The sequence below is a fragment of the Variovorax rhizosphaerae genome (genome assembly GCF_037889975.1).
Lineage (GTDB): Bacteria > Pseudomonadota > Gammaproteobacteria > Burkholderiales > Burkholderiaceae_C > Variovorax > Variovorax rhizosphaerae.
Map to the genome: position 1 here is coordinate 145470 of NZ_JBBKZT010000008.1, position 11998 is coordinate 157467.

General features: G+C 64.5%; 10 protein-coding genes and 1 pseudogene. 1 reads left to right on the forward strand and 10 read right to left on the reverse strand.

Going from position 1 to position 11998, the window contains the following annotated elements:
- Window positions 1–2 precede the first annotated feature (2 nt).
- The 9 genes and pseudogenes from WKW82_RS18160 to WKW82_RS18200 all read right to left on the reverse strand — a co-directional run bounded on the left by WKW82_RS18160 (window position 3) and on the right by WKW82_RS18200 (window position 10512).
- Window positions 3–1643 (reverse strand): EH signature domain-containing protein, encoded by a 1641-nt coding sequence (locus WKW82_RS18160; protein WP_340343722.1) that lies wholly within the window; start codon window positions 1641–1643, stop codon window positions 3–5.
- The gene (locus tag WKW82_RS18165; RefSeq protein ID WP_340343723.1) at window positions 1640–2362 is read right to left on the reverse strand and encodes a flagellar motor protein MotB; all 723 of its coding nucleotides are present in this window, start codon (window positions 2360–2362) and stop codon (window positions 1640–1642) included. The genes WKW82_RS18160 and WKW82_RS18165 overlap by 4 nt, the downstream gene beginning before the upstream one ends.
- A 6-nt stretch (window positions 2363–2368) precedes the next feature.
- Window positions 2369–4429 carry an anti-phage ZorAB system protein ZorA gene (gene zorA / locus WKW82_RS18170; protein ID WP_340343724.1) on the reverse strand — a complete coding sequence of 687 codons (2061 nt, stop codon included), beginning with the start codon at window positions 4427–4429 and terminating at the stop codon, window positions 2369–2371.
- 283 nt (window positions 4430–4712) lie between these two features.
- Entirely contained in the window at window positions 4713–5042 is a 330-nt protein-coding gene (locus WKW82_RS18175; protein ID WP_340343725.1) for an XRE family transcriptional regulator, read from the reverse strand.
- 481 nt (window positions 5043–5523) lie between these two features.
- Window positions 5524–6156, reverse strand: a complete 633-nt coding sequence (locus tag WKW82_RS18180) for a glutathione S-transferase family protein (RefSeq protein ID WP_340343726.1) — start codon at window positions 6154–6156, stop codon at window positions 5524–5526.
- Window positions 6153–7031, reverse strand: a complete 879-nt coding sequence (gene yghU / locus WKW82_RS18185) for a glutathione-dependent disulfide-bond oxidoreductase (RefSeq protein ID WP_422823510.1) — start codon at window positions 7029–7031, stop codon at window positions 6153–6155. Before yghU ends, WKW82_RS18180 begins: the two co-directional genes overlap by 4 nt.
- A 116-nt stretch (window positions 7032–7147) precedes the next feature.
- A pseudogene (locus WKW82_RS18190) lies at window positions 7148–7372 on the reverse strand (DUF1272 domain-containing protein); the annotation flags it as partial.
- A gap of 222 nt (window positions 7373–7594) precedes the next feature.
- The gene (locus WKW82_RS18195) at window positions 7595–8824 is read right to left on the reverse strand and encodes an MFS transporter (RefSeq protein WP_340343977.1); all 1230 of its coding nucleotides are present in this window, start codon (window positions 8822–8824) and stop codon (window positions 7595–7597) included.
- 140 nt (window positions 8825–8964) lie between these two features.
- Window positions 8965–10512 (reverse strand): alkaline phosphatase D family protein, encoded by a 1548-nt coding sequence (locus tag WKW82_RS18200; RefSeq protein WP_340343727.1) that lies wholly within the window; start codon window positions 10510–10512, stop codon window positions 8965–8967.
- Between the two features lie 70 nt (window positions 10513–10582).
- Here WKW82_RS18200 and WKW82_RS18205 point away from each other — a divergent pair, with 70 nt between their 5' ends.
- Window positions 10583–10750 carry a cupredoxin domain-containing protein gene (locus WKW82_RS18205; RefSeq protein WP_340343728.1) on the forward strand — a complete coding sequence of 56 codons (168 nt, stop codon included), beginning with the start codon at window positions 10583–10585 and terminating at the stop codon, window positions 10748–10750.
- On the opposite strand, the gene alaC is transcribed toward WKW82_RS18205, so the two are convergent.
- On the reverse strand, window positions 10722–11930 hold the full coding sequence (alaC, locus tag WKW82_RS18210; RefSeq protein ID WP_340343729.1) for an alanine transaminase: 1209 nt from the start codon (window positions 11928–11930) through the stop codon (window positions 10722–10724). The genes WKW82_RS18205 and alaC overlap by 29 nt on opposite strands.
- Window positions 11931–11998 lie beyond the last annotated feature (68 nt).

An 11998-nucleotide genomic window follows, 5' to 3' on the forward strand; every position in this document is an offset into this window, starting at 1 on the left:
GTTTAGTCCTTTGCCCAACCGCGTCCGGCGCGAAATTTGAATCCCATTTTTTGCAGCCTGCGCCCGCGTGTCGACGCGCCGTCAAGCTCCTTGATCCACAGCGCGCCGCCGTCCCGGCGCAAATCCTTGACATCCACGGTCGCGCCGATCGCAGCCTCCAGGGCGGGAACGCAGGCGGGGCGCTGCTCCGGTGCCCAGCCAAGCAGGGGCACCAGCACGTCTTCGAACTTTTGCTCCCAGCTTTTCAAGGCTACCGGGGCGTCCATGTGGCTCAGGTTGTCCAAGCTCGCGCTCTTGTTCTTGAGGTCGCTGATGTTCGCCCCGGCGCGCGCGCCTCCCGAGCCGAGCATCTTGACGAGACTAGGACTCAGGGAATCCCAGCGGTACAGGTAGAAGGCATTGCCACTCTCGCCGAACTCGACGGCGAGATAGTCTCCGATACGCATGAGGAATGCGTTGTTGTCGGCTCCGCCGCCGTCGAGCCTCAGGATGTGATCCTTTGCCCGCTTGTAGAAATCGGTGAACTGCGTGGCGAGTCGCATGTGCGTCGAAGAGCCAAGAGCGAACCACATTCCGCCCTTGATGTGCTCCGCAAATCGGAGCCAATAGGTCAAGCGCCTACGCTCGTTCATCCCGTCGGCACTCAGCAATTCGAAGAAGTCGGTGATCAAGCGCTTGCTGAGCCAGCCCAGCACCATCTCTCGAGCCCCTTCGTCGGGCCCCTCGTCGTCACGCACCCATGCTTGCCACTTGAGGCGATGAACCCAGGGATTGCCGATCGTCGTCGTCGCGGCGTCACGCAGGTCGACGTCCTCGGAGGTGTCGGCGCAGCGCGAGTAGCGCGAGACCAGAATCGCGACGCACTTGATCCTGAGCGGCTCGCTGACAGACATCTCCGCCTTGCCCGTGGCCAGGAGAATGAGTCGGGTCAGGGTGGCTTTGAATGCCGCATCGCGAAGCGCCGATGCCGCCCTCATTTGAGCAAGGAGCACTTCCTCGAAAACCCACGAATCCACAGGAATGGAAAGCTCCTTGCGTGCGCTTTCCAAGCCCGAGGCATTGCCATTCAATAGCTCCGCGCCGTACTTGTCGCAAGGCCTGTCGGTCAGGAGGTTTCGATGGCGCGACAGCGCCACCAACCACGATGGCATGGAGTCCGCGCGTCGCGTAATGCGTCGGTATTCACTCTCGAGCCAGGTTCGCAGCCCGCGCCACCCTCCCAGAGCGGCTTCACTGGTGCCGCTCGCGTGAACCGGAAAGGTCCAATAGGCGAACAGCAATGCCTGAAACGCACGCACTCTCCGGCGGGGATTCGATTGTCCCTCCGCCGCCCGGAATACGGTGTCGCTCAGTGTCGGATCGGACAACACGCACAAGCCGGCGGCGTTGACGGCCCCGACGCCAAGGCAGATGTTCCTGAGTTCACGAAAGCCTTCGATGCGGCCCGAATCGCGGAACCGCTTGATGGCTTCGAGGATTGTTTCTGTCGCGATCTGGGGGATGGCGGAGTCGCCATGCATCTTCTCGACGAACTCTCGCGCCTTCTCGATGACATCCAGCGGCAGATCCCATTCGAACGGTGCGGATGCGGGCCAGAAGGTCCGCGCGAGTCCCTCGCGCAGTTGGAGGACTGAGTCATTCATCGGTCGTTGGGGCATCGAAGGCCCGGGTCCAAGGGGATTTCCGCCGGCCGATCATGGGTGGGGTTGTCCCAGAACTCCAGCTTCAGCTCTACTCGCCGCATCTGCGCCGGCGTGCCGAAGGTCGTGTTGAAGGACGATCCACCGGCCAGAAAGAGGGTCTGGACCAGCTTGCGATCGACCAGCGACAGTGCGTCCGGTGTCTGCGAAGTGAGCAAGGTGCACAAGATGCGCTGAGAACGCAGGTAGCTCAGGTTGAGGTTGAACAGGTAGTCACCCGTGTTGCTCGCGAAGCCTTCGACCACCACGCGCTTGAGCCATCCATCGCATTGGCCCGAGCGTGCAATCGTGAGCACGCGCGGAACGAACTTGCGCACGAACTGCTCGTCGCCAGCCTTCTCGAATTTGTGCTCGCCGTCCTGGAAGCGGACCAGGGTTTTGAAATCGATCGAATGATCTCGAACTTCTATGCCTTTGAATTCGTCGAGCTTCGTCAGCGCCGTGACTTCGGCCACGCAGGCAGCGATGGCAACCTTCGGATCGACTCCTGGCTGCGGGGGCGGCGGTGACGGCCGAGGCTTTGTGATCGACATCAGCGCGACGACCATGGCCACCAGAAAGAGCACCATCAACGCGGTCATCAGATCGGAGAAGGAAATCCAGAACGGCTTCTCTCCTTCATCGCCGGACGCGCGCCGCCTTGGGGTCTTGATTCCAAACATGATTGCTTACGCCGCCGCGGGAATTTCTTCCAGGACATCCGCCAGATTCTTGATGCCACTGGACAGTGATTGCACGGCGCCAGACAGTTCGATGTGGAACTGAGAGTTGCCCTCTTTGAGTGTGCGCGTGAGGTTCTTGCTGAACTCCCCGTGCGCGGACACCAGGACGTCGGTCACGCCCTTGAGGTACTTCTCGGATTCGATCTGCGCCGAAGTCAGTTGGTCCGCGGCGCCCTTGAAGCCGTTGACGATTTCGGACGTCATCGAGGCCTCGCGGCTGGCGTTCTCGATCGTCCTTTCCAGTGCCTGAACCATTGACCTGAAGGTGTCGCGGGTTTGCGCGTAGTCCCCGAGCACCGCCTTGGCGCCATCGGTCGCATGGGCGAGTTGGTTGGCGGAAACCTTGATGTGCTCCGTCGCTTCCGCAGACGCCTGCATCGTGCTCGACACACCGTCGCCGGCGCGCGCGAACTCGGTGGCAGCGGACTGGAGCGTTTGGGCGCCGGAGTTCAGGCCCGACACGGCGGAAGTTGTTGCCTGGGTCAGGCCTTCCACCGTGACCTGGAGGGTCTCGTTGGTCTTGTTGGACTGCTCGAGCAGATCGGCGATCTGCTTGGACAATGAATCGGCAACAGTCTGGGTCGTTTTTTGCAGCACGTCCTGATTGGCGCGATGCGTTCGCGCCGCTTCCTCGGCCTGCCGCTTCAGTTCGCCCACGACTTCGTTCATCTTCGTCGTGACGTTGCCGAGCATGCTTTCAACGGCCGCTGTGGAACTGGATTGAGAGTTGTCCACGACGGTCTTGATCTGCTGCACGAACTCATTCATTTGATCGTTCATCGCCGCTTGGCGCCGGTCGATGATTTCCAGGACCTCTCCGAGCTTGTTGCCCATGGCGTCGACAGTCTGAGTGCCGGCGGTGCTCATGTTCGCCGCCAGCTTCGCGAACTCGGTGGCGGTAGCCTCCATCGACGTGCTCGCAGAGGTCATGCGATCGGTCAAGATTGAGATCTCCTTGCCGAAGATTTCGCGAATCTGGGCGGTGAAGTCGCCAAGCACGTTCTTGAGCAAGTCATTGACGGCCTCGCCTTGACCGCTGCCAAGTCCCGTCACCGCCTTCTTGATCTCATTCATCGGCCCTTCGAGGCTCCTGGCGACGCCCTGGCTGATGTCCGTCGACATCTGGGCAACACTGCGTGATTGGGCCTCCATTTGCTGTGCCGCCAAGGCTTGCTGGGTCTCGATCTGCCGAGCGGCCAGCGCTGATTGAGCTTCCATCTGCTGGGTGGTCAGCGTCGTCAGGATGACCTTCAGATCGGCCACCAGGGCATCCTTGATCTGGGCCGACTGGGTGGCGGCGTTTTCCGATGACGCGACCAGTCGCTCAAGGTACTCCTCGCCGGCGCCGCTCTCGAACAAGCTGTCTATCTGCTCGCGCAACTCTTCCGTCTGGCGGTATCGAGCGGCGACGATCGCCTTCTCGATCCACGTAAAAAGCATCGCTAAGGTAATGGCCGCAGCTGACACATAGAACGCGTGGCCCACTGATGTCACCAGTTCGCCAAGCTTTGCCGAGGTCTCGGCGACATCCGTAGAGACCTTGAAGTGGATCAACCCCAGGATCAATCCGCTGAAGGTTCCGATGATCCCCAGCCCGGTGAGGACGCCCGGCAAGTGCTTGAAAAACTCTGTCCCCAGGCGACTTTCGACGATGGCCTGCTCGGTGAAGAAAGTCTCCGCGAGGGCAGTTGAGCGCCAGCGCATGACACGGCTTTGACCCAGACCATCGTCTTGCTTCTGCGCATGCAGGGTCTTGGTGTATTCGCGCCAGAGGTGGTCCAGGGTTACGCCAGACATGGCGCTTCTCCCGATCACTTCGAGGTCTACAAGTTCACTCTTGGAATTCGTGCGCAAAGCCTTCAACGCGGCGATTGAGGACTTCAACTCCTTCTTCAGTTCGAACGAAGGAATGATGAATCGGGCCACGAAATGAACTGAGAAGCCAAATAGAGCCAGGCCGATCAGTCCGACGTGCCAATACTGCGCGGCAAGTTCCACGAAATCCATGAACAACTCCAATTTCAGATGCGAAGCTGAACTGCGATTTCGTCAGTCAGCTGAGTCCGGTTTTTCAATCGACTCTCTCTGCGGCAGGCAAGTGCCGGCAGCCATGACCACAGGCCATGCCGAGAGGCTTAGCGGGATTCCCTGATTTCTTTTTCCACCGACCGAGGTCTTGGCGGCGGAGTATTGGTCGGCACACAGTGGCCGACCAGCCGTGGCGCACGGTCGTCCCCGCCAACGCACCGACTAGCGAAATGGCTCGCTTCAAGAACAGCGAATCGCGGGCCTAGGACGCTTCGTCGCGCTGGCGGTAGCGCGGCTCAGGCCGCGGCGGCGGCTCCGCGTCCATGTTCCAGCGTGCGCCAAAGCTCGCCATGTACGCCACCACGCGTTCGATCTCTTCGTCGCTCAGCACCTGGAAAGCCGCCATGAAGAAAGCGCGCGCAACGCCAATTTCCCGAGGTGTCTGGCCGCCCGTGTGCTTGCGCCACTGTTCGGGTTGGACCGCGAAAAGACGCGCCATCTCGTAGGCCGTAAGACCAAATTGCTCCTTGAGCAACTGCAGGTCACGTGGCGTCGGCGGGCGATAGTCGGTGATGGGGGGAGTGATCCTCATCGAAGCCGACTTTCGGCGCCGGGCGCGAGGATCGTCATGGGGGCGTCAAAGAGTTCATGGGGTTACGTCCTTTGAAGGGTTGTTGGTGCTGCTTCTCGCTGCTCCATGTGCGCAATTTTACCGACCTTTTAGGTCGCAATGAAAAGTTGAGCAAATTGCTTCGTGAAGTATTGCCGCTTGGGAGACTTTTCATTGACGGTACAACGAGCGGCGGCGCAGCGATCGATCCGCACCCTCGCAGCCGATCAGAATGGACGAGGCCGGACGACAGTCTCATTGGAGGACCAGCTCAACCTATCCGGCCACAGGCTCACTGGATGAGCCTGTCTGTCAGCCCTGCTTTGCTCGCCGCCAGTGCGTACCATCCCGCCGCGATCCCAAGCATTCGATAGAACGTTCACCCAGGTCTACGCAAGGGCAAGGGCCATGCCCGTACAGGTCATGCGGGCCTTGACCTATGCCTTGTTTTTCTCGGCGCCACTTAAAGCGCAGTCGCCGGCCGCTGCGCCATCGCCTCCCGCCATCGCTGCAGATGCGGGTGCTGTTCCTCCGGCTTGACCTTCACGATGCGCGCGAAGTCGACGGCCACCACCGCGGTGATATCGACGATGCTGAATCGATCCGTGGCGATGAACTCGCGGCCGGCCAGGCGCTCGTTCAGCGTGACGAAGAACTGCTGCACGCGCGCCAGGCCACGCTGCGCCAACTCGGGGATCTGCTGGTAATCCACCGGCCCGGGCAAGGCCCGGTTGGCCATGGCCGGCACGCTGTTGCGCAGGGCCTCCGCGATGGCGACCAGGCCCTCGAATTCCACGCGCCAATTCCAGCTTGCGACCTCGGCTTTTTCCGCCGGCGTGCTGCCCATCAGCGGATGTTCCGGAAAGCGCGCCTCCAGCCAGGCCGCAATCGCTGCGTTGTCGGTGAGCAGCAGTCCGTCGTCGGTTTGCAGCACGGGCACGGTGCATTGCGGGTTCAGTTGGCGAAAGGCCTCGCCCAGTTGCTCGCCGTTTCGCAGGTCCACCTGCACGGTCTCATGCGTCACGCCTTTTTCAGCCAGCAGGATGCGGGCGCGGCGCGGGCTGGGCGCGGTGGAACAGTCGTAGAGGGTGATCATGGTGCGTCTTGTGGGGCCAGCTTGTCTTGCGTCTGCGTGTCGAAGTCGGAGGCCTCATGGCGCTCGTGCAACTGGCTGGCCGGCTGGCCCCAGGTGCGGTTGACCATGCGTCCGCGCTGCACGGCCGGGCGCTTGGCGATCTGGTCGGTCCAGCGCAGCACGTTCCTGTATTCCTGCACCTGCAGGAACTCGCCGGCTTCGTAGATCTGGCCCTTGGCCAGGGCGCCGTACCACGGCCAGACGGCCATGTCGGCGATCGTGTAGTCATCGCCGGCCAGGTACGGGCTCTCGGCAAGGCGCCGGTCCAGCACGTCGAGTTGGCGCTTGGTCTCCATCGCGAAGCGGTCGATGGCGTACTCGATCTTGCTCGGCGCGTAGGCGTAGAAGTGGCCGAAGCCGCCGCCAAGATAGGGCGCAGCGCCCATCTGCCAGAACACCCAGGAGAGGCATTCGGCACGCGCGGCGCCGCCGGCCGGAATGAAGGCACCGCCGAACTTCTCCGCCAGGTACATCAGGATCGCACCGGACTCGAACACGCGCACCGGCGTCGGCCCGCTGCGGTCGAGCAGCGCCGGGATCTTGGAGTTGGGATTGACCGCGACAAAGCCGCTGCCGAACTGATCGCCCTCGTTGATGCGGATCAGCCAGGCGTCGTACTCCGCGCCCTGGTGGCCCAGCGCCAGCAGTTCCTCCAGCATGACCGTGACCTTGACCCCGTTGGGCGTGGCCAGCGAATACAGCTGCAGCGGATGGCGGCCGACCGGCAAGTCCTTGTCATGCGTGGCGCCAGCGATCGGGCGATTGATGTTGGCGAAGCGGCCGCCGCTGTCCTTGTTCCAGGTCCAGACGGAGGGTGGCGTGTAGGGAGTGTTCATATCAATTCGAGCAAGGCCTGTTCGTGGGCACCCGAGGAACCGGCTTCGCCGGGCCGCTGGGTGCGCCCCCTCGAAGGGGGAGCGCCGTAGGCGCTTGGGGGTGGGCTTTCGTTTCGGGGCTTGTACACACGCGTGGTCGCAGCCGGAAACTTCGCCAGCTTGTCGGCCGGCCGGCGGGGGCGCGGCAGGAGTTCACCGCCGCAGTTGGGGCAGCGCCCGGCCAGGTGCGTGTCGGCGCAATCGCTGCAGAAGGTGCATTCGAAGGAGCAGATGCGGGCGGCCGCATCGTCGGGCGGCAGGTCCCGGTCGCAGCATTCGCAACCTGGGCGCATTTGAAGCATGGCAGGAACTCCGGTCAGTGAGGTCGCTGCATTCTGCCTTTCGTTCGTGCAGCTTGCCGCAGGCATGCCGGCCGGATCGTGTCGCTTAAAAGACTGCGCCTCCAAGCGCGCCAACTGCGTCGGATCGCCTTGCCGCGCTACGGCACGGTCTGCGGTGTTCCGCTTGGCTACGGCACGGTCTGCGGCACCCCGCGTGGTCATGCGCTGGATTGCAGCGTCGTATCAACCGGCGGAGTGCGCCGGCGCCTTCGACACTGGCCGAGCCGCGGCCCGCGCGCTCGTGATCGACCACGCGAAGATGCCCATGCCCACCACGGCCAGCAAGGCGCCGACCCATCCCGTCGACGTCCACCCCAACCCGGCGCTGATGGCCAGCCCACCGAGCCATGCGCCCAGTGCATTCGCGGTGTTGAAGGCCGAATGGTTCAGCGCCGCGGCCAGCGTCTGCGCATCGCCCGCCACGTCCATCAGCCGGATCTGCAGCGCCGGCCCGATCGCGACCGTGGTGCCGATCAGGAACACGCAGATACCGGCCGAGACCACATGGTGCGCGGCAAAGGTGAAGGCCACGAGCACGAAGAAGGCATACACCAGCAGCCCGCCGATGGTCTTCAACAGCGACTTGTCCGCCAGCCGCGAACCCACCAGGTTGCCCGTGACCATGCCCAGCCCGAACAGGGCCAGCACGAAGGGCACACCGGCCACCGACATGCCGGCCACTTCGGTCAGCGTCGGCTTGATGTAGCTGAACACCGAGAACATGCCGCCGAACCCGATGGCGCCGATGCCCAGCGTGAACCAGACCTGCTTGCGCTTCAACGCGCCGAGTTCACGCCAAGGACTCGCGCCGATGGCCGGCTGGATGTCGGGGATGTCACGCCGCAGCAGCGCCACCGCGATCAACGCGACCACGCCGACGAACACGAAGGCCGCGCGCCAGCCGAACACCTGGCCCAGCCATGCGGCGATGGGCACGCCAACGAGCGTGGCGCTGGTGAGCCCCAGCATGACCAGCCCCACCGCCCGCGCGCGCCTTCCGGGTGGCGCCAGCGCCGCGGCCACCAGCGCAGCCACCCCGAAGTAGGTGCCGTGCGGCAGCCCGGAGGCAAAGCGCAGCAGGTTGAGCGAGAAGTACCCCGGCGCCACCGCACTCGCGAAATTGCCCAGCGCGAAGAAGGCCATCAGCGCGATCAGCAAGGTGCGGCGATGCCAGCTCGCGGCCGCCACGGCCAGCACAGGGGCGCCGATGACCACGCCCAGCGCATAGGCGCTGATCACATGGCCGGCCTGCGGGATGCTCACGCCGATGTCGCGGGCGACTTCGGGCAGCAGGCCCATGATGACGAACTCGCCGGTGCCGATGGCGAAACCGCCGACGCCGAGCGCAAGGATCGCGCGCGTGAAATTGACCTTGTCCGGATCAATGGACGGGGAGTCCACGCCCTCGGGCATGGGGTTGGCAGCGTTCAAGACCGGGGTCCTCCTGGGGGCGCCCGGCCGGTGTTGAGCGGGCAAGGCCCGAGTCTAGGGAATAACCCTAGTCCTTTGCTTTTCGTGGGACAAGGCCCGCGGCGCCATCCGCGCCAAAGTCCTCAGGTCGTTTCGACATGCACGCCGGGCGCACCGGGCTCCACTGAAAAACGCGCGATCCGCTTCACCGCCGAATCCGCCAGCTTCACGTCATCCACCGCCCGGAAGTCCACCGTGCAGCCGCGCGCATCCAGCGACATCAGCGCATAGCCGCGAACGTCGCCTCGGCCATAGCGAAGGTGCGGGTTCTCCGCAAGCAAGGGGGCCATGGCCCCGGCACTCGGGCCGTCGGAGCTGATGGAGCCACCCACGAACTCGGTGGCCACCGGCTTGCCGTCGGGCTCGCGATTCAGGTCCGCCGCGATGAAGGTATGCACGTCGCCGCTGACCACCAGCGGATTGCGGCGCGGGTCAGCCGCCAGCGCGTCGAGCAAACGGCCGCGCGCGGGTGCGTAGCCGTCCCAACCATCCATCCAGTAGCCGCGCTCCGGCCCCGCCTTGCGATCGACCTCGGCCATCAGGGTCTGCTGCGCGACCACGGTCCATCGCGTCGGCGCTTGCTGCAGTTCACGCGCGAGCCAGGCCTCCTGCGCCTTGCCGAACAACGATCGCTCCGGCGCTACGCGTTCGGGACAATCGGTCGCCCGGGGGGGATTGCGCTTGACCAGGCAGGCATGGTGCGACTTGTACTGGCGCCCGTCCATGAGGAGCACGTCGAGCATCTGGCCGAAGCGGTAGCGGCCATATACGGTCATCGAAGGACCGTCCGGCCGCATGTGCATCGGGACGGGCATGTGCTCGAACCAGGCCTGGTACGCGGCGGCGCGCATGGCCAGGAACGCAGCGGGGTCGGCAGTGACCGGCGACATGTCGTCGGTGTAGTCGTTGGCAACCTCGTGGTCGTCCCAGGTCACGAGCCACGGATGCGCGGCATGCGCGGCCTGCAGGTCGGGGTCGGTCTTGTAGAGGGCGTGGCGGCTGCGGAATCCGGGCAAGTCGGTCGGTATGCCGCCGACGTGCTTGCGCACATGGCGCGAGCCCCAGGAGCTTTCGTAGACGTAGTCGCCAAGGTGCACCACCAGGTCCAGCGGCTGCGCGGCCATGTCGCGGTAGGCGGCGTAGAAGCCCTGCTCGTACTGCTGGCACGAGGCGAAGGCGAAGCGCGCGGGCGTCGACGTATCGTCCTCGGCCGGTGCCGTGCGGCTGCGGCCGACGGGGCTGCGCGCACTGTCCGCGGTGAACCGGTACCAGTAGAAGCGCCCGGGCGCCAGCCCTTTCAACTCCACGCGCACCGAATGGGCCAATTCCGCCGTGGCGAGCACCTTGCCGCGTTGCACGACGTGACGGAAGCGCTCGTCCTGCGCCACTTCCCAGGCCACGTCCACGGGCGCATCGCCCATGCCGCCGCCTGGCTGCAAGGGGTCGGGCGCGAGGCGCGTCCACAGCACCATGCCGTCCGGGCGCGGGCAGCCCGATGCCACGCCCAGCGTGAACGGGTCGCGCCCGCGCCAGGTCTGCGCATGCAGTTGCAGGAAGGGATGGCCGAGCGTGGTGGCAGCGAGGGCGCTGCCGAGGATGCGGCGGCGTGAGAGGGTGGGGAATGTCGTCATGGCAATTGCGCCGGCGAGATGTCGGCTGTGCGCCAGTGTATTGAGGGCTGACACGACGACGGCTCGCCGCATGGCGTCGCCTTCAAGGACAACGCACCTGCCGCACCGCTGCTCTTGGCCCGGCAAGCAGTGGAGCCGCCGCGTCGACAAGCCCGGCAGCTACGAGTACGTGTGCACCGTGCACGCGTACATGACGGGCGTGGTCGTGGTCAAGCCAGAGCCTGCGCGTCAGCTTTGAGCATGTGCTTGATGCCGCGCACCGCCTGTCGGATGCGTGCCTCGTTCTCGATCAGCGCAAAGCGCACATGCCCGTCGCCATGGTCGCCAAAGCCGATGCCCGGCGAGACGCAGACCTTGGCCTCTTCCAGCAGCTTGCGCGCGAAGGCCAGCGAGCCCATCTCGCGGTACTGCGGCGGAATGCGCGCCCAGATGTACATCGAGGCCTTGGGCAGGTCGACTTCCCAGCCGGCGTCGATCAGGCCCTTGTGGAGCACGTCGCGCCGCCGCTGGTATTGCGCGGCGATGTCCTTCACGCATTGTTGGTCGCCTTCCAGCGCCGCGATGGCTGCGACCTGCAAGGGCGTGAAGGTGCCGTAGTCGTGGTAACTCTTGATGCGCGCCAGCGCAGCCACGAGGTCCGGATTGCCGACCATGAAACCGATGCGCCAGCCGGCCATGTTGTAGCTCTTGGACAGCGTGAAGAACTCGACCGCCACGTCCTTCGAGCCGGGCACCTGCATGATCGACGGCGCCTTCCAGCCGTCGAACACGATGTCGGCATAGGCCAGGTCGTGCACCACGAAGATGTCGTGCTTCTTCGCGAGTGCGATGACGCGCTCGAAGAAGCCGAGCTCTACGCACTGCGCCGTCGGGTTGGACGGAAAGCCCAACACGATCATCTTCGGCTTGGGGTAGCTGCCGCGGATGGTCTTCTCGAGCTCTGCGAAGAAGTCGACGTCGGGCGACACCGGCACCGAGCGGATGTCGGCGCCGGCGATGACCGCGCCGTAGATGTGGATCGGGTAGCTCGGGTCGGGCACCAGCACGGTGTCGCCGCGGTCGAGCGTGGCGAGCATCAGGTGCGCCAGGCCTTCCTTGGAGCCGATGGTGACGATGGCCTCGCTGTCGGGGTCGATGTCGACGCCGTACCGGTCCTTGTACCAATGCGAGATCGCACGGCGCAGGCGGGGGATGCCCTTGCTGGCCGAGTAGCCGTGCGTGTCGGGCCGCTTCGCCACCTCGGTGAGCTTGGCCACGATGTGCGCGGGCGTCGCGCCATCGGGGTTGCCCATGCTCATGTCGATGATGTCCTCGCCACGTTGCCGCGCCGCGAGCTTGAGCTCGGCCGTGATGTTGAAGACGTAGGGAGGAAGGCGGTCGATGCGCGCAAAGCGGCGCCTGCCGGAAGAAGCAGTCATGTGTTGGAACTCTCACGTAAGCGCCCGGAACCGTCCGAGCGACGTGGCCTGCCGTGAGGGCGGGCCCG